Source organism: Vibrio sp. EJY3 (genome assembly GCF_000241385.1).
In the GTDB taxonomy this organism is placed as follows: domain Bacteria; phylum Pseudomonadota; class Gammaproteobacteria; order Enterobacterales; family Vibrionaceae; genus Vibrio; species Vibrio natriegens.
The window spans coordinates 2,294,949-2,312,946 of record NC_016613.1; the positions used below are offsets into that span (position 1 = coordinate 2,294,949).

Annotated in this window: 15 protein-coding genes; 7 read left to right on the forward strand and 8 right to left on the reverse strand. The window is 44.9% G+C overall.

From position 1 onward, the window contains the following. Nucleotides 1-216 precede the first annotated feature (216 nt). The 4 genes from VEJY3_RS10405 (at nt 217) to VEJY3_RS10420 (ending at nt 5,710) form a co-directional block, all read left to right on the forward strand. Nucleotides 217-2,553: a YgiQ family radical SAM protein gene (locus VEJY3_RS10405; RefSeq protein WP_014232427.1), complete on the forward strand. Its 2,337-nt coding sequence runs from the start codon at nt 217-219 to the stop codon at nt 2,551-2,553. A 188-nt stretch (nt 2,554-2,741) separates the two neighbouring features. Continuing rightward, nucleotides 2,742-3,419, forward strand: coding sequence for a response regulator transcription factor (locus tag VEJY3_RS10410; RefSeq protein WP_014232428.1), 678 nt, complete (start codon nt 2,742-2,744; stop codon nt 3,417-3,419). Then, nucleotides 3,416-4,696 carry a HAMP domain-containing sensor histidine kinase gene (locus tag VEJY3_RS10415; protein WP_014232429.1) on the forward strand — a complete coding sequence of 427 codons (1,281 nt, stop codon included), beginning with the start codon at nt 3,416-3,418 and terminating at the stop codon, nt 4,694-4,696. Before VEJY3_RS10410 ends, VEJY3_RS10415 begins: the two co-directional genes overlap by 4 nt. A gap of 117 nt (nt 4,697-4,813) precedes the next feature. Next, nucleotides 4,814-5,710 carry a 1-aminocyclopropane-1-carboxylate deaminase/D-cysteine desulfhydrase gene (locus tag VEJY3_RS10420; RefSeq protein WP_014232430.1) on the forward strand — a complete coding sequence of 299 codons (897 nt, stop codon included), beginning with the start codon at nt 4,814-4,816 and terminating at the stop codon, nt 5,708-5,710. A 30-nt stretch (nt 5,711-5,740) separates the two neighbouring features. On the opposite strand, the gene VEJY3_RS10425 is transcribed toward VEJY3_RS10420, so the two are convergent. Both VEJY3_RS10425 and VEJY3_RS10430 read right to left on the reverse strand, forming a co-directional pair. Further along, nucleotides 5,741-6,283, reverse strand: coding sequence for an isochorismatase family protein (locus VEJY3_RS10425; protein WP_014232431.1), 543 nt, complete (start codon nt 6,281-6,283; stop codon nt 5,741-5,743). Between the two features lie 140 nt (nt 6,284-6,423). After that, the gene (locus VEJY3_RS10430; protein WP_014232432.1) at nt 6,424-7,284 is read right to left on the reverse strand and encodes a LysR family transcriptional regulator; all 861 of its coding nucleotides are present in this window, start codon (nt 7,282-7,284) and stop codon (nt 6,424-6,426) included. A gap of 99 nt (nt 7,285-7,383) precedes the next feature. Between VEJY3_RS10430 and VEJY3_RS10435 the strand changes: the two genes are divergently transcribed. From VEJY3_RS10435 to VEJY3_RS10445, 3 genes are all read left to right on the forward strand, one after another. Continuing rightward, nucleotides 7,384-8,448, forward strand: a complete 1,065-nt coding sequence (locus VEJY3_RS10435; RefSeq protein ID WP_014232433.1) for an HlyD family secretion protein — start codon at nt 7,384-7,386, stop codon at nt 8,446-8,448. A gap of 8 nt (nt 8,449-8,456) precedes the next feature. Continuing rightward, complete coding sequence (locus VEJY3_RS10440; protein WP_014232434.1) at nt 8,457-9,482, forward strand: DUF2955 domain-containing protein; 1,026 nt, start codon at nt 8,457-8,459, stop codon at nt 9,480-9,482. Nucleotides 9,483-9,845: 363 nt separating this feature from the next. After that, nucleotides 9,846-10,379 carry a hypothetical protein gene (locus tag VEJY3_RS10445; protein ID WP_014232435.1) on the forward strand — a complete coding sequence of 178 codons (534 nt, stop codon included), beginning with the start codon at nt 9,846-9,848 and terminating at the stop codon, nt 10,377-10,379. Between the two features lie 57 nt (nt 10,380-10,436). Here VEJY3_RS10445 and VEJY3_RS10450 read toward each other — a convergent pair whose 3' ends face one another. The 6 genes from VEJY3_RS10450 to VEJY3_RS10475 form a co-directional block, all read right to left on the reverse strand. Then, a complete protein-coding gene (locus VEJY3_RS10450; protein WP_014232436.1) occupies nt 10,437-10,952 on the reverse strand; it encodes a protein disulfide oxidoreductase in 516 nt (171 codons plus the stop codon). Beyond that, the gene (locus VEJY3_RS10455) at nt 10,952-13,060 is read right to left on the reverse strand and encodes a protein-disulfide reductase DsbD (RefSeq protein WP_014232437.1); all 2,109 of its coding nucleotides are present in this window, start codon (nt 13,058-13,060) and stop codon (nt 10,952-10,954) included. Before VEJY3_RS10455 ends, VEJY3_RS10450 begins: the two co-directional genes overlap by 1 nt. 62 nt (nt 13,061-13,122) lie before the next feature. Continuing rightward, nucleotides 13,123-13,512: a hypothetical protein gene (locus tag VEJY3_RS26200; protein WP_014232438.1), complete on the reverse strand. Its 390-nt coding sequence runs from the start codon at nt 13,510-13,512 to the stop codon at nt 13,123-13,125. A 201-nt stretch (nt 13,513-13,713) separates the two neighbouring features. Next, entirely contained in the window at nt 13,714-14,619 is a 906-nt protein-coding gene (rimK, locus tag VEJY3_RS10465; protein WP_014232439.1) for a 30S ribosomal protein S6--L-glutamate ligase, read from the reverse strand. A gap of 254 nt (nt 14,620-14,873) precedes the next feature. Further along, nucleotides 14,874-15,710, reverse strand: a complete 837-nt coding sequence (locus VEJY3_RS10470; RefSeq protein ID WP_014232440.1) for an MBL fold metallo-hydrolase — start codon at nt 15,708-15,710, stop codon at nt 14,874-14,876. Nucleotides 15,711-16,217: 507 nt separating this feature from the next. Beyond that, complete coding sequence (locus tag VEJY3_RS10475) at nt 16,218-17,774, reverse strand: sensor domain-containing diguanylate cyclase (protein WP_014232441.1); 1,557 nt, start codon at nt 17,772-17,774, stop codon at nt 16,218-16,220. Nucleotides 17,775-17,998 lie beyond the last annotated feature (224 nt).

A 17,998-nucleotide genomic window follows, 5' to 3' on the forward strand; every position in this document is an offset into this window, starting at 1 on the left:
GCTTATACCTTGTATTAAGATTGGGACACTATTAGTCGCAACCCTAATAACCACAAGGGATTCAAGGTGATATTAGATAAAAATCCATCGTTAACTCCGTCCAATTTTTACAATCTAAATAAAACTCGATGAACTAAGCTTGAATAAACAAGTTTGGTATAGATACCTGATCATCAAATCGCTATAATTCGCGCTCCCTGGAACAGAGAGCAAAATATGACCAACAACATCACTCCTATTCATGAGTACAAAAAATACTGGGCCGAGTGTTTTGGTTCGGCACCTTTCTTGCCGACCAGCCGCAAAGAAATGGATGCCCTAGGATGGGATAGCTGTGACATTATCATTGTGACAGGGGATGCCTACGTGGATCACCCAAGCTTTGGTATGGCGATCATTGGCCGTCTACTAGAAGCGCAAGGCTTCAGAGTCGGTATCATTGCTCAACCTGAATGGCAGAACAAAGACGCATTCATGCAGCTTGGTCAGCCAAATCTGTTCTTTGGGATCACAGCGGGTAACATGGACTCCATGATCAACCGCTACACCGCAGATAAAAAACTTCGTCACGATGATGCGTACACACCGAATAACGAAGGTGGTAAACGTCCTGACCGCGCGACCTTAGTTTATTCACAGCGTTGTCGTGAAGCCTATAAAGAAGTGCCTATCGTACTAGGTGGTATTGAAGCCAGCCTGCGACGCGTTGCGCACTATGACTACTGGTCAGATAAAGTTCGTCGCTCAATTTTGTTTGATGCGAAAGCCGACATTTTGTTATTTGGTAATGCTGAGCGTGCGCTGGTTGAAGTGGCACACCGCATCGCAAACGGCGAAAACATTTCTGACATGACGAACATTCGTGGTACAGCGGTTAACCTGCCTGCAGCACCAGACAGCTATACCATCATCGACTCGTCTCGTATTGAAAAACCACGTAAAGAAGCGTTCGTACCTAAGAACCCATACGAGGTAGAAACGCAGTGCGACACCAAGAAAGACGAACCAGCTGCGGCGCAGCCAATCACTATTCGTCCGTCACGTCATGATGCTAAAACCACAGCGGTACGTTTACCTAACTTCGAAAAACTTAACAACGACCGTATTCTGTACGCGCACGCAAGCCGTGTGATGCACCTGGAAACTAACCCATACTCTGGACGAGCGTTGATTCAACGCCACGGCGACCGTGAACTTTGGGTTAACCAAGCCCCGATTCCGTTGACCACAGAAGAGATGGACTTTGTGTTTGGTTTACCATACGCACGTGTCCCTCACCCTATGTATGGTAAAGCGAAAATCCCTGCGTATGACATGATCAAAACATCGGTGAATATCATGCGCGGCTGTTTTGGTGGTTGTTCATTCTGTTCGATTACCGAGCACGAAGGACGAATCATCCAGAACCGTTCTAAAGAATCGATCATTAACGAGATAGAAGAAATTCGCGACAAAGTTCCAGGCTTTACTGGCACGATTTCCGATCTTGGTGGTCCTACCGCGAACATGTACCGTCTGGGTTGTAAAGATCCGAAAGCGGAAGCGAACTGTCGTCGCCCTTCTTGCGTGTTCCCAGGTATCTGTAACAAGCTAAACACAGACCACAAACACACCATCGACCTTTACCGCGAAGCACGTAAAGTTGAAGGCGTTAAGAAGGTAATGGTAGCGTCGGGCGTACGTTACGATCTTGCGATTGAGTCACCAGAATACGTGAAAGAGTTGGTCACTCACCACGTTGGCGGCTACTTGAAGATCGCACCTGAGCATACTGAAAAAGGCCCTCTGGATCTGATGATGAAACCAGGCATGGGTACGTATGACCGCTTCAAAGAAATGTTCGAGAAGTACAGTGCTGAAGCAGGTAAGAAACAGTATCTGATCCCTTACTTTATCTCTGCGCACCCGGGGACTGAAGATGAAGATATGCTGAACCTTGCTCTTTGGTTGAAGAAGAACAACTTTGAGTGTGACCAGGTACAAAACTTCTACCCATCGCCAATGTGTAACGCAACATCTATGTACTACTCAGAGACTAACCCTCTGAAACGCGTGAAGTACAAACAGCGTGAAGACATTCCTGTCGCTAAAGGTGAGCGTCAGCGTCGTCTGCATAAAGCTCTGCTGCGTTACCACGATCCGGCAAACTGGCCAATGATTCGTGAAGCATTGGTTAGCATGGGCAAAAAACATCTGATTGGTGACAAAGCCACTTGTTTGGTGCCGGCTGAAGACATTGATGCGCAAACACCAGCGCAGCGTCGTAAATCCGGCCGCCACGGTGCAAACCGCTTTGCGACTAAGCACACCAAGAACCAGCCTGGTTTTGGTGGTCACCTTGAGAAACGCTCTGAGGGTGGTTCTCGTGACGGCAAGCCTTCTGGCAACCGTAATGGCGCAGGTAAAGCGCAAGGTGGTCAAGGGCGTGGAAATAACAACAGCCAGCGTGCAGGCTCTAACTCAAACCGTCCGAATGGCGGTAAGCCACAAGGCCAGGGCCGCCCTCAAGCTCAGGGTAAACCAGCCGGTCAGCGCAAACCTAAGCGTCGATAACCGTCGAAACAACGAAATCTAATAAAGGGCTCCAGAAGCAATTCTGGAGCCCTTTTGTTTTGCGTGTTACGCTTTCAATCAGTCACTTATACTGGTGAATCGTTTATAACATTGACAACTTTTTCACGCTTATAGTGAATAATGTTCGTCAAGGGCAAACCGACATTGCCGAGATTGGATAAGAATGAATGAAACGTGTACTTTTAGTAGAAGATAATCGAGAAATCGCTGGAATGCTGTTCGATTATTTCGAGTGTGCTGGCATGCAGCTTGATTACGCTGACAACGGAGAGCTTGGTCTTAAGCTTGCCCTTAGTAACTCTTTCGACATTATTTTGCTCGATTTAATGTTACCGCGTATGGATGGTTTAACGCTGTGTAACAAGTTAAGAGACGCAGGAAATAATACCCCTGTACTCATGCTGACCGCACTAGATAGTCGCGACGATATGCTGAAAGGCTTTGCCCATGGAGCGGATGACTACCTGACTAAGCCTTTTGACCTCGATATTCTCGAAGCTCGCATGACTGCGCTAATAAAACGCTATCGTGGTACCGTTGCCTCAAGCCAACTCCAGTACGGTGAAGTAACGATTGACCAAAAAACGCATCAGGCATATCGCCAAGGCAAGCAGTTGGCACTAAACCCAACTACTTACACCATTCTTGAAATGCTGGTACAAAGCGCTCCAGAAATCGTGACCCGAGAAGACATTGCCTTTCGTTTATGGAAAGAAAACGAGCCAAATAACGATGTGCTTCGCAGCCACATTTATCAGCTGCGCGGACAACTCGATAAACCCTTCGAGGAGCACTTGCTCAAAACCATTCCTAAAGTCGGCTTCCGCTTGGAGCCGGGAGCATGATTCGTCGCTTACTCGGTAATACGAAAAGTATGACCGGTCGACTCGAACTGTTTTTCTTGCTGGTTTCCGTCGTGATCGGATTGCTCTGCTTTGCGTTAGTAAGTGGATCACTGCTGTGGTCAGAAGATCGCGTCGGTGAGCGCCGAATTATGATCGACAAAAAAGAAGCAATCGAACATTTTAAACAGACGCCTTCCGAGGGAGTCATAAAGCTTGATCTTCTCACAACGGCATACAATGACATCAACTTGGTTCCCGCTTTTTACCGCCCTTTCTTGCAAGATAAACACTATTTTTTAGGTGAAGCCGGCGAAGAACCCTATACACGCATGATTTACATGAGCACCTACATGCAGGATGGTGAGGAGCATCCCATCATCTTGATTTCGTTAATTGATGAAATCGAGATTACATGGAGCGAGTTCTCTTATGTTATCGGGTTGGTGCTGGCGGTGGTACTCGCACTGATTTTTGTCTTCGGCAGCTTGTTACTCCGCTTGTCTCAGCGACTAATTGAGCCGATTAACACTCTGAAAACGCAATTGGATGAGCACCAAGGCGATACAACAAAGAAGTTTGTTGTCCCGTCAGGTTCAGCGAAAGAGTTCGAAGCTCTTGCTACTCAACTTAACGAGTATCGCAACGAGGTAAATCAGGTCATTAAGCGAGAACAAGCCTTTGCACGCTACGCCAGTCATGAGCTCAGAACGCCACTGACAGTCATGAAAGGCTCCAGTAGCTTATTAGCCAGAAATTCCAGCACACCATTTCAGGAACGACAGGTTCATCGTATTCAGGACGCAACGCAGCAGATGTCTACCATGGTCGACGCATTGCTGGGGTTAGTTCGTTATGAGCGAAATTCGGATGATAGCCCTGTGCGGAGAATTTCTGAGCAGGAGCTACGCCACATTGTTTCGCTTAGTCAGGCACAGGCTGATGAAAAGTCTCTTGAGTTTGAAGTGACGGTAACAGGCAGCCCACATACAAGAGCAACAACCGCTGTGCTTAATATCGTTCTGAGTAACCTGATTCGAAATAGTATTGCCGCGACCTCTAAAGGCAAAATCTACGTTGAAATGAGCGACGATACTTTGTCTGTCCGAGATGAAGGAGAAGGCTTTTCTTCCGTACCAGACTCTGACGGACACGGTTTAGGGCTCATGATCGTGGATGACTTGTGCCGCCGCTATGGCTGGCAGTTTGTGATCAATACGCACTCATCAGGCGGGTGTGAAGCTTTGATCAATTTGGCATCTGAACATACCGACGAATAACCGCGAAAAATCAATGGTATTTTTAAGCCTCGCCGCTTTTGTTCTCTCAGCGATAACGGTAAACTGTGCCACCTTTTAAAATGATCAGGTGACACGGTTTATTCCGTCAGGCATCACATGAAACTCTCTGAAAGCCCAATCACTCAACACAGCTTTAACGGTCAGACATTCTTTCTAAAGCGCGATGATTTACTGCATTCCCACTTTTCCGGGAACAAAGCACGTAAATTCATGATGTTATTAGAAGAACAGGATCCAAATGTTACGACTCTGATTAGCTATGGCTCAGCCCAGTCTAATGCGATGTATTCTCTGGCTGCACTCGCAAAAGTTAAAGGGTGGGCATTCGAGTTTTATGTCAGTCATATCCCGGAGTGGTTAAAAAGCACGCCTATTGGTAATTATCGGGGCGCACTCGATTTAGGGATGCAGATAACAGCGATGAAAGACGTTGGCAGCGAGCTTCACCCTAGCCAGTACATCTCGGATATACGTGGATTGGATGAAACCACGCTGTTTATGCCTGAAGGCGGACGCTCTCAAATTGCCGAAGGTGGCGTAAAACAACTTGCGCGCGAGATTCTCGACTGGACTCGCTTCAGGGCAAAAGAACAGTTTGCGGTTGCGCTTCCTTCCGGTACTGGCACCACCGCATTATATCTGCACAAGTATCTTAACCCTCATGGAATAGAAATCTTAACCTGCCCTTGCGTAGGAGATGAAAACTATCTAACTGAGCAGTTCAATATGCTGGGCGAAACCAGCCATCCGCAGGTTTTATCGGTACGGAAAAAACACCATTTCGGACGCCTGTATAAAGAAGATTACGAGACATGGAAAAGCTTGTACGAACAAACGGATCTGGAGTTTGATCTCCTTTACGACCCCTATATGTGGCAATGTCTGGCTTCGTGGCGAAAAGAGAACCCAGACAAGACACTGATCTATGTTCATCAAGGAGGGATACTTGGCAACGAGTCAATGCTGCCAAGATATCAACGAGAATTTGACTAAACGCGCAGCCCTAGACAGCGCCTCGAATACCTATTTGATCAACGCCAGAATCTCTTTAAACTCTGGCGCTCGACAATCTTCCACCATTTCGTAAAGACACATTTCCAGGCCCGTTAATACGACACCATTGGCGGTTAACTTCGCCAGAGCGAGCGCCTTGTTCGCAGCCGTACGCGACGACACACAATCGGTCACAAGTTCAACGCGGTAGCCCGATTGACGCAAAGAAAGCGCAGTTTGATACACACAAATGTGGGACTCGATACCACAAACCAGCCATGTATCCACTTTGGCATTGTCTACCGCTAGCTTAAAACGTTCTTCTTTGCAGCCATCAAATGTGTACTTGGTAATAGGCAAATGTGCTGTCTCTAACTCCACTCGAATAGGCTCAGAGGTTGGCCCTAGCCTTTCAGGGTTCTGCTCCAGCCAGAGAATTGGCAAGTTCAGTGCCTTAGCTCCTTTGACCAACTTGGCGACATTTTCAATCAGCTGGTCACTTTCATGCACTAATGTCGCGAGCTTGCCTTGTACATCCACGACAATCAACCCAGTGTTGTCTTTCGATAACATACTTCCCTCCTTTATGTGGTGCTTGACACCCAATAAAACCAGTTGAATATCGATAATGACCTAATATGCGCTTAGGTTGGAGAACCTGCGACGGAAAGAGAAGGCTCGCTCACACTATTTTGAGTGCGCCATACCTCTTGCTATTTAAACTTTTCTCGAAACAGTTCAATTAACGCAACCACTTTGTTTGGCAGAAACAAAGCAGACGGATAAATAAGGGTCAAATGTTGCTTTGGGTGAGCGATTTCGGGCAACACTTCGACAAGTAGGCCATCTTGCAACGAGGGCTTTGAATGTGTCTGAGGAATAAAAGCAATACCATTGCCTGCGATCGCCATTGAACGTAACAGGTTGAGGTCATCAGACTTTAATGCAACATCCAGAGCAGGATCTAACAGGTTCGCGTTATAGCGATTAGTCAGCAAGCGATGATGCTTGAGATCGTCCAAAGACTTGATTGGAGGATGAGCCTCAAGGTAGGCTTTTGATGCAACAAAATGACTGGTATACGGCAACAGACTAAATTGAATATAGCTGTCATCGGTCACTTTAACGACGCTGGGCAAAAGCTGAAGATCAAACGACTGCCGTTTAAGATCGACACTCTCTTGATGGTTCTCGATCTCCACAGAGATATCTGGATAACGCTGAGTATATTCAGAAATAATCGCACTAAACGCAGCCGAGCTCATTAACGCGGATGGAATAGCCAATCGCACCTTCCCTGAAAGCTCTTGCTGGTACTCATGCATTGCAATCAAACCCTGCTGGATATGATCGACCGACTGTCCGACCAACTCAAATAAGCGTTTACCGTGCGCGGTTAGTTCAATGCTTCTGGTAGTACGGATGAGTAATTGCACACCCAACGCTTTTTCAAGTTCCTGCAATCTGCGGCTCACTTTGGAGCGTTGTAATTGGTTCGCCTCAGCCGCCGCACTGATCCCACCATGAACAACAGTCTGGGTGAACAGATAAATATCATCTAAGCTTACGTTCATTGTCCTATTTTTAGGTCACTTATGTTGGTGTTATCATTCTACTGAATTGTTAGTTAGTTATCTATAATCGCTTTCTTTAATCTATCTCCGGAACTTTCAATGACTGCTGACCAACAATTCAGACACTGGATGCGCACATTAATTGTCCTGTTTATCGTTCTATTCTTATACATCGTCATTGCTGACCGTCACGCACCATTAACTACCGAAGGTCGGGTTCAGGGGTATGTTGTTCAATTAGCTCCAGAGGTCTCTGGTAAAGTCACCGACGTGCTGATTTCCAATAACCAGGAAGTCCGCAAGGGCGAAGTGCTATTTAAGATTGACGATCGCAAATACAGAATCGCGCTTGAGCAAGCGAAGTTGTCGCTGCAAGCCGCATATGAAAAAGAGGCGACCCTATATTCTCAGCGAGAGGCAGCAATTGCCAATATTGCCAGAGCGCAAGCGACGTTTGATAATGCACATCGGGAATACGTACGCTTGCAGAAGCTATCAAGTAAGAAAGTCATTTCCCAATCAGCGCTCGATGATGCTTTCGCACAAAACCAGGTATCTAATGCTGCATTAAAAGCGGAAAAACAGAACTTAAAAGTCATTGAAGCCCAGCTTGGTGATCAAAAAGGTCAAAGTTCCGCCGTGCGTATCGCTCAAAATGGTATCGACAAAGCGATGTTAGACTTAGCCAATACCGAAATACTCGCGCCAAGTGATGGTGTGGTAACTAACCTACAACTGGAAGCCGGCACCATGGCGAATAGTAACTTGCCGCTTTTAACGTTCGTACCAACGGGTTCTATGTGGGTTGCTGCTGACTTTCGTGAAAAATCGGTCGCTGGCGTCGACAAAACCTATCATGCCTTAGTCACTTTCGATGCAAATCCCGGGGTGGTTTACGACTTTGATCTATCCAGCAGAGATTACGGTGTCGCCGCAGCGCAACAAACACCAAATGGTGCGTTGACAAAAGTGGAAGTGAATAACCGTTGGGTACGTGATGCTCAGCGCACACGGGTTAATCTCACTAGTGACGAAGCATTACCAAACGCCCTATTCGTCGGCTCTCGTGCAACCATCGTTTTGTATCCGGACAATAGTGTTTTCTGGCAGATGATGGCTAATGCTCAGATTTACCTCGCGAGTTGGTTCCACTTTATCTACTAGGCGGCAACATGAAAACCTTACGAATTTGGTTCGGCTGCTCTTTAGGTCTCGCATTGAGCATGTTGTTTAACTGGTCATACGGATTCTTTGCCATCATGGTACCGCTGTTTATTCTGGGACGAATTGACCGTTTTGATCTCCCGTCGTTACTGATGGTGTTTTTCTCCGCCGTTTGGACAACGCTGCAAGCTACTTTCCTGTTGGAGTACTTACAGTTCCATCCGGTGCTGATGACTGTAGCGGTCGGCATCATGATGCTGTTTAAGTGTATCGCGATGATGAATCCAAAAACGTTTTTGTTCGGCTACATGGGGCTGCTAGTTGGCTCCATTGTGTTGAACTTCGCCAGCTACGATTTTATGGATATCGAAGAATTCAACGTCAACATGTGGGTCATCACCCTGTGTAATATTTTTGTTTGTGCACTCGCCTATTGGCTGTTTCCAGAGCCTGATTCACCAACCGAAAACATCGCAATCTCTACCCCCGTGAAAAGAGATATCGACTATATCAGTCAGGTCGCAATGGGTTGGGTAGTCGCGATGGCTGCATTTATCGTTTTCCAGGTTGCTGATTTGTATGATTCGTTGTCTGCACAGGCTTCCATATTGATCATTCTGACGCCAATGACTTTAGCCGGTTCAATGGGCATGGCGAAAATCCGCATAATAGGAACAGCGTTAGGCTGCATCGCAGGGATGGCTGTGCAATTAATCTTGGGCAGTTGGTATGGCCATGGCTTACTTTTCTGGCTGGCATTTACCATTGCGATGGGGCCTTTCTGCCTCTGGCTGACCAAGGGGCAAATAAAAGCTGCGATTGCGTTTTCCGCCATGTCGGCGCTATCAGTGCCCTTAACAACTTCATTGGTTCCAGAGCAAAAGGATGCCTTTTTCTCAATCCTGTACCGTTTCAGCTCCATTTTTGTGGCAGTGCTACTTACCGCAATGGTGATCTGGGTCGTCCATCACTGGATTCGAGTCATGTTATTGAAACACCCCGAAATGCTCCAAAACAACGTCACCCAGCATTAGAAAGCACCATTTGCTGACTGGTTTTCTATACATCGCCGCAATCATGCGGCTTTTTTCTATATTAATTCGTTGTTATATAAATACATTACGAGCATAAAATAATATTGCTCTCTAAATGAAAATTTAGATATAAAGATAGATATATAAAAACGTTTACCAACATTAATATTAAACTGGCCATGGTAAGCGTAAAAATATTAATAGTAAAAGTGATGTTTCATATGTATATAGAAACAATATTCAAATCAACATAATAAACTTATTGCTTATGAGTGTTCCGTAAAAATAAATTACTCATTGCTAATGTTAATCTATAATTAAGTCACTCTCATTCTCATGTTGTATTAACTTGAGGCCATATTTATGAAGTCAGCTCTTTATATTTCAACTCTTATTTCGGTAAGTTGCGCTTTTAGTGTGTACGCAGCAGATGATTCACAAGCTTTATTGGATGACGCATTGAGTGCAGCCCCTCCAACCATTCGTGACAAAGTAACGGTGATGGACTGGAACAATAACGTCCTTCAAGAAGGGTCAAGTCAATATACCTGTTTCCCGACTCCCCCTCAGCTAGAGGGCACCGCACCAATGTGTATGGACGGAGCGTGGATGGAATGGGCAGATGCCTGGATGAATAAAAAGCCATTCCAAGCAAAAGCATTGGGTATTTCTTATATGTTGGCCGGTGATGGTGGCGCCAGTAATACCGACCCTTATGCAGAAGGAAAAACCGACGACAATCAATGGATAGTCGAAGGCCCTCACTTGATGATTATTACTCCGGACCAGGCACTACTCGATTCACTACCAACCGATCCCTATTATGGTGGCCCCTATGTCATGTGGAAAGGAACCCCATATGCTCATATTATGATTCCTGTTGGTGCTAGAAAATAGCGCCGTATTAAAAAATCCGATATTCCAGTGTTGGAATATCGGATTTATTTTAGGAAATTAACTGGCTAACCAAATTCTTGCTAATATTCCCATCGGCGTGGAAATACCCGTTGTAATAGAGGTTATCTCACCATTTCTTAAAACATAAATGGTGGGGGTAACAACGACTTTCCAATCTTGCATAATTTTACTTTTAGGATCATTGATATTATTGAATCGATAATCTTTAGACATCATAAACTGTTTCACCCGCTCCTCATTGCCTGAAGAACCAGAAACCCCAATTACCGAATAGTGATCACTTATCCAGTTCACACTTGGGCTAACAAATTTACATGCCGGACACCATGTCGCCCAAAAATAGACAACCACGGGTTCTTCATGACTTTTCTCGATGACATCAACATATTGACCACTGCTCATGAACGCGCTCAACGCTGGCGCGTTTTGTTTGGGTATATCTTTGGTGCGGTACCAATCTATACCAACTGAAACGACAGTAACAATGATCACAATTTGTAGGAGTTGGCGTAGCCAATGTTGCCATGATTTACGCCGGCTTTTAGAGCTCATTAACTGTTTTCTCCACTCGCTTGTTTAATCGCACTGACGACCACATCCTCCGTAAGAATGACGGGCAAGGGGATGCCTTGGGGTGCTGCTGGCCCATAAACGATATTAAAAGGGACGCCGTAACGTCCATATAGACGTAGGAAATCCGTTACAGAACTCTCGGGGTGAGTCCAGTCGCCCTTCAATGTCGCGACACTTGGGCTTTGTAATAACGAATACACCGGATCTTGCCAGATCACCCCGATCTTGTTCGCTTTACAAGTGATACACCAATCTGCAGTGACGTCCACAAATACGACTCTTCCATTTGCAACATGAGAGTCAATCGCTGTGTTTGACAACCTCTGCCATGCAAGGTCTTGTGGAAGTGGTGTCGCCCACTTGCTGGCGGTGAAACTAGCAAAAAGCAACCCACCTGCAATCAAAAATACAGAAGCGGAACCCGTTATCGCCAGCATTTTTTCGCCGTAAACGGTTTTGACCCTCGCCATGATAAAAATAAACCCGACTAAGCCAGCCAGAATGACCCAGAACAACGGTAAGTGATTAGCAATCAAGGTCAGCAACCAAATACTGGTAGCCAGCATCATCACACCAAAACCAACTTTAACCACATTCATCCACTTACCTGGTTTTGGCAATTTAAGCGCAATACTCGGAAAGACAGCGACCAGAACCCACGGCAACGCCATACCGATTGCCAACGCAGTAAAGACGGCAAACAACGTAAACACATCAGCCCCAAGCGCGAAGGCCACCGCCGTCCCCAGAAATGGCGCAGAACATGGTGTCGCAAGTAAAGTCGCAAACATACCCTGAACATAATGGCCAATAAGAGTGTTATTGCCTTTGGAAGCCAGCCACGTATTCGTGCCAGATGAAAGACGAATTTGAAATAGCCCCAGCATATTGGCGCCAAAAAGCCCAGTAACCAGCACCATCAAGCCAAGAAACCAAACACTCTGGAACTGTACACCCCACCCGATCGCACTGCCTGTCATTTTAAGCGCAGTGATAAAACCCGCCAGAATCCAGAACGACGTCAAAATTCCCAATGAAGAAGCGACGAACTGTGCGCGAATCTGACGACGTTCGACCCCGTGAGCAGTAACGATACTACTCAGCTTCATCCCAAGCACAGGAAGAACACAAGGCATGATATTAAGAATCAGACCACCAAGCAGAGCAAAAACAAATACGCTTGTTAAAGACGTATCTGGTAACGCATCTACGATCGCTGCAGCTTTCGCTTGGCTAACCTCTTCCGCTAATAAGTTATCGTCCTTGATTGAAACAAACAGCGGTTGGTTATTAAGGTCAACCTCTCCCAGCCAGGTATTCACTTTATAACTAGCCGTCAGGACATTGCCTTCCAAATAAGTTCCTTTTAACTTGAAACTGTAATCTCGCGTGGAGTCATCAACGCCATCTACCAATACCTGCGGATGATTCCAACCTTGGGTGTTTGTCAGCTTTACCTGCAGTATCGATTGATTGGCATCCCAATCTACCTGCGTGACTTCAATAAATGGCGAAGGTTGCGGAACATTACTCAGTGCTTGCGCATAACGAAACATCACCTCTTCATCAACCTGTAAATCTGAAGGCAGAAACGTCAGTTGAATTGGATAGTCCGTCAAAACACAAATCGTGGTGCAGGAAGACAACGTTAATACCGCATCAATAGCAACGCGTTTGCTCATGTCTTCGATGTGCAGCGTGATCGGGAATAAAGTGTCGCCCTTGTAGCCCTGCGTCTCTATGCCCAGTAGTTCGAACTTTTGTGGGTAGGGCCAAAGCCAATCGACTTTGTTCAAATTGTTCGACGCTTGCCAGTCAATTGATGGGGCAACACCACCTTCACCCGGTGAGCGCCAATAGGTTTTCCAATCTCCCGATAGCTTTACATCCAGATAGCCAGTGACCGTTTTGGCTTGAGGATCTTGCAAGCCGGTCAGTACAAAGCGTGTTTGTACCGGTGGATGTTGAGGGTTGCTCATCCAGCCTGTATCGGGTGTCTGAGCGGAAAGCTGGAAGGAAAACAAACTTAACAGTAACGTTGTCATGAATATCAACGCGACTCGAGTCATTTTAGTCATATGGTTCATAGTGATTCCTGATAAAAAACAAGTGTAGAAGTTCGCTGGCTACATAAGCCAGAAGTCACTTGTCATTCACGGAAAACACAAAATGTAAGATGAACCCGATGTTTATAGGGTATTGGTTCGGTCCATTGCCTTAACTGTGCAAATACACCACGTCGACAGACCGCCACCAATGTAATGCCCACAAACAAAATAACAATGAACAGCCCGAGATGGTGTTTAGCAAACTGAATGAGCTTCTCAGACAATTCACACTTGTTGGCACTTTTTGACTTAGTATCATGAACCTTTTCTACAGCGACCAAAGCGCTCGCAACCGCCTCTCTGGTCATGGAACACGACGATACAAAGCCGGAGTTTTGCATCAGGCACACGACAATGACCCAGCCAATGATAGCCAGGAGCCACTTCGCCTGCTTCTGCGGCGCGCGATGTCGTGAACCCAATAAGATCATAAAAAATCGAATGAAAGAAGAAACGCTGAGAATAATACGCGAGTCAGGTGAAAGCTCAAGTCAAACCGAATCAGCTCTATATGCGATGAGAGAAATCTCGACTTTGCATCGGCTGCATCGACCACAGTGTGATCCGGTTTGACTACAGAACGCCGACATCCGTATCACTTAGTGAAGTGAGTCAGATATGTACTTTTAGTATCAACCTTTACCTAACGTTCTCGTTCTGTAAGGTTTCGCGTTCTTTTCGATAAACTGAAAAATTAAATCTGCGACATCTTTTTTTGTTGCCGTTTCAATGCCTTCAAGTACTGGTGAAGAGTTAACTTCCATCACAACAGGCCCGCGTTCCGCTCTTAGAATATCGACACCACACACTTTAAGCCCCATCACTTTAGCCGCAGCGATCGCAGTAGCACGTTCTTCTTTAGACAGTTTGACTAACGTTGCTGAACCACCCCGGTGTAGATTTGAACGAAACTCACCTTCTGCGCCTTGTCGTTTCATTGCAGCGACAACCCTCTCACCGATAACGAAACAGCGAATATCAGCGCCACCCGCTTCTTTGATAAATTCTTGTATCAGGATATCGGCTTTTAGCCCCATGAATGCTTCAACGATAGCCTCTGCAGACTTTGCGGTATCCGCTAATACAACGCCAATACCTTGCGTCCCCTCTAAAAGTTTAATCACACATGGGGCACCACCAACATTTCGGATTAAATCTTTCACATTGTCTGGTCGGTTAGCAAACCCTGTACGTGGCAATCCAATACCCTTTCTTGAGAGAAGCTGCATAGAGCGTAATTTATCTCGTGAACGACTGATAGCGACGGATTCATTGACACTAAAACTACCCGTCATCTCAAACTGCCTGACTACTGATGTTCCGTAGAACGAAATGCTCGCACCAATTCGTGGAATAATCGCGTCGTAATGCGGTAATTGCTCACCTTTGAACCTCACTGCAGGTTTGCTGCTGGTGATATCCATGTAGCAGTGTAACGTATCAATAACGTCTACTTCATGGCCGCGAGCCTCACCAGCCTCTTTTAATCTGCGCGTGGAGTAAAGGTTCTTATTCCTTGATAAAATAGCGATTTTCACTTTTACATCCTTCTTCTTGTAGAAATTGATGATTTAAAGTCGACTCCAATAAACCTATGGTTAAACACCTTTTGAACTTTCCAAGACTGTGTACAATCAGCATAACCGACGTACAAATTTAAAAGGTTATATAAACAATAGCCCACCCACAGGAGCATACAACGTCGCAGATCAACCTGAGTTAGAAGATCTCATGCCAAATGTACCGCAATCACTACCCTTACGTGATATTCCGATCTATTTATTTACAAAAATCATTGAAAATTAAGTGATAAGCCAACGCCCACATCTTTTACGCTAGAGTATTTAGATAACTTAATTTTGTAATCCAGATTGGTGCAATGGCATGGATGTATAGCGTTGATTTTCTGATTTTTAAAATAATCCAGAGTCCCTTCCGATTGTTTTGGACTTGGCTGAATCAAGTGAAAGCCACCTATAACATCTATGATTCGATTATCACCACAAACTTTTTTTGAATACTCAATAATATTACAAATACCGGAATGGGAGCAGCCCGTTATAATCACTAAGCCTTCAGGCGATTTATACACTAACGCCGAGTCATCTTTCACATAGTCATCGCCCAGAGAGCCATCTCGTTCACACCTTCCTACCGGGTCGATATTCTCAAAGTCATTCGTTCTTTCGATTTCTCCTAAAAAAACGATGTTGTCGGTTATCCAGAATGGCTCTTTGGATATTTTAGTACCAAAATATCTGCCTATTCTCGTTTCATCTAAGATAGAGCCGATGTCATCGCCTGAATACTCTTTATATGCAAAGGCATCTGGATGGGCGACAACTATTGGATTTACGTAGCTTTTTCCCTCAGCTTTCGCCTCAGAGTAATGCTTAACAAGTGGAACCAAACCTCCGGTATGATCATTGTGCCCATGTGAAATTACAACGTAATTTATATCCATTAGTGACTCAGCCATTTTCTTTGCATTTTGAATAAACACGTCTGAATAACCTACATCAAATAATATTTTTATATTCTCATCAGTAATCAGATAAGACACGGCTGGTTCGGCTAAAAAATAACGATCAATGATTGTGTTGTTATCAACTAAGACTTTTAGTTCCATTATTTTCCCTAGCTTTAAAACTATTTCTTAAAGTAAACGTTTTTCATGTCTGGCGGTGGGCTCGATACGACTTTCCAATGGATACATGAGAAGAACTGACACACTAAAAACGCCGCGTGTAGGGAATCAAGACAATGCTGTACACTGGAATCTTAGAGACGCGCCAAGATGCTGAAATATAACACCAAACTTCAAACTCTGAAGCCAGATGAACAGCGACTAAACGCAAACCAAAATTAAAAATGCGAGTCGTCTAAAAGAATTAAGTGCAAACCACTCTATTTCACGACTTTAAAAATAAGGAAAAGGAGAAAAACTTCGATATTGAATACTCGCCGTTATTAAAGCGCCTTTCTGTGTAGATTGCTCGAGAGTGAGAAACAGTAGAAAGTGGAATGACAGCAGACGCTAAACACATAGGTCGAACGTGTGGAGTCACTCTAGAAGCGTTCTGGCTGGTGATTCTGAATCAGCAAGAACGCTCTCTAGTTTAGCAACTCAAAATCATCAGTATCTCAACACCGTTTGATTGCGACCATTGTGTTTCGCTTGATACAGTGCATCGTCAGCATTTTTAAGCACCGCGTTGATTGGCTCATTCGTTCCATCCCAACGGGATATGCCAACCGAAATCGTTACATTCCCAACGGTGTCAAATTCGTGAGATTCAATCGATTTTCTTACTCGCTCTGCGACCATAAATGCCTGATCCAGATCGGTTTTGGTCAAAAAGACAATAAATTCTTCTCCGCCAGAGCGACACACGACGTCCCCCTTTCTCGCTTGATCCTGAATCAAACTCGCAACACTCTTTAATAACGCATCTCCCGCATCATGGCCGAAGGTATCATTGACTTTTTTAAAGTAATCAACGTCCAGAGCCAGGACAGAAAATGGCGTATTTTGCTCACGCAGACTTTCTACCGCCTTGTCTAACCCTCTACGATTCAATAACCCCGTCATCGCATCCGTTAAGGTGTCCAGATGAAGCTGATCAATGGTGTTAGATACAATATTCATTGCACTCAGAAAACTGCGTTTCAGATAACTCGCTTCAAAATACCATGGCTTAATCTGTGTAAAATCGTTGTCACTCGAAGTATGGTTCTCGAAGTTCTTTACAGCACTGGCTAACTGCCACAATGGCTTGGATATAAAAACGGAAGATACCCAAATAAGCAACAGTGTGAGCGCGCCAATAGGCAGTGTCTCAAGAAACACGGTCCACATTTGGTCATCGAGTACGGATAAGGTGAGATTTTTAGGCTTCTGTGCAACGATCCCCCACCCGGATTGATTTACTGGCGCATAACCAGCGAGCATTTCTATTCCCTGAGAATTTACAATGTCCTGCTGCCCTTTTTGACCCTCAACAACCGCATTGATCGCATCATTGTTGACGATTTTCTGTCCGATTCTACGTTTGTCTGGATGGTAGATCAGCGTTCGATTTTGGTCGACAACATACAGATAAGACCCATCTTTGTAGCTATGTTGTCCCAATAAAGTCTTCAGTATGTTTTTTTGTTCGAGATAGATGGTGCCCGTAACATAGCCCAGATATTCGCCACTTTCAGAGAAAATAGGATATGACATACTGGTTAGATAGTTCCCTACTGGAGAGACGAACGGGTCTGTAATTTTTGGCGCTTGCGAGTGCAGAGATTGCAAGAAACGCTTACCGCTTAGACGCATGCCTTTCACTTGTAACGCTTCTGGAGAAACAGAAACGATCACCCCTTCTGCATTGACGATGAGCACAGAGTTAAAGTAATCGGTTTGGGTTCTTAAGCGATTAACTTCTTCTTCCAGGACATCAGGATCAGCCATTTTCGTACGGAGGGTATTTGCACTGTATTCAAGCTGAGACATTGCAGAATCAATAAAAGCATCCGTCATCTCCGCCATTTTCTCAGCGTAAACACGGTTGGACTCCATTGTATTGCTGATAATCAGATTATGTTGCACTCGATAAATAGAGTAAAAAGCATTAAGCAATGTGACTACAACGCTGAACACACATAGGATCAGGATTAACTTTCTTAAATTCAATTTGTCCCACATCTGCCAACTCTCAACCACGCTTTTTAATACTGTTTTGGGTAATCTAAACGTTCAAGGCAAGCACTGCAACTGATAAACACAAAAGAATCAATACCTTAATTTTTGTAATGAATACTCAAACGAGTGAATATGCTTAGAAAAAATTAGCGCTGACCAGATTTATTCATGCAATTGCTCATAGCGGCTAAACTCACTTTAGAATTATTAATCTTCCATGACTATGT

Coding starts and splice junctions, on each gene's coding strand:
- VEJY3_RS10405 (WP_014232427.1), top strand. CDS start 217: ATGACCAACAACATCACTCCTATTCATGAGTACAAAAAATACTGGGCC.
- VEJY3_RS10410 (WP_014232428.1), top strand. CDS start 2,742: ATGAAACGTGTACTTTTAGTAGAAGATAATCGAGAAATCGCTGGAATG.
- VEJY3_RS10415 (WP_014232429.1), top strand. CDS start 3,416: ATGATTCGTCGCTTACTCGGTAATACGAAAAGTATGACCGGTCGACTC.
- VEJY3_RS10420 (WP_014232430.1), top strand. CDS start 4,814: ATGAAACTCTCTGAAAGCCCAATCACTCAACACAGCTTTAACGGTCAG.
- VEJY3_RS10425 (WP_014232431.1), bottom strand. CDS start 6,283: ATGTTATCGAAAGACAACACTGGGTTGATTGTCGTGGATGTACAAGGC.
- VEJY3_RS10430 (WP_014232432.1), bottom strand. CDS start 7,284: ATGAACGTAAGCTTAGATGATATTTATCTGTTCACCCAGACTGTTGTT.
- VEJY3_RS10435 (WP_014232433.1), top strand. CDS start 7,384: ATGACTGCTGACCAACAATTCAGACACTGGATGCGCACATTAATTGTC.
- VEJY3_RS10440 (WP_014232434.1), top strand. CDS start 8,457: ATGAAAACCTTACGAATTTGGTTCGGCTGCTCTTTAGGTCTCGCATTG.
- VEJY3_RS10445 (WP_014232435.1), top strand. CDS start 9,846: ATGAAGTCAGCTCTTTATATTTCAACTCTTATTTCGGTAAGTTGCGCT.
- VEJY3_RS10450 (WP_014232436.1), bottom strand. CDS start 10,952: ATGAGCTCTAAAAGCCGGCGTAAATCATGGCAACATTGGCTACGCCAA.
- VEJY3_RS10455 (WP_014232437.1), bottom strand. CDS start 13,060: ATGAACCATATGACTAAAATGACTCGAGTCGCGTTGATATTCATGACA.
- VEJY3_RS26200 (WP_014232438.1), bottom strand. CDS start 13,512: ATGATCTTATTGGGTTCACGACATCGCGCGCCGCAGAAGCAGGCGAAG.
- VEJY3_RS10470 (WP_014232440.1), bottom strand. CDS start 15,710: ATGGAACTAAAAGTCTTAGTTGATAACAACACAATCATTGATCGTTAT.
- VEJY3_RS10475 (WP_014232441.1), bottom strand. CDS start 17,774: ATGTGGGACAAATTGAATTTAAGAAAGTTAATCCTGATCCTATGTGTG.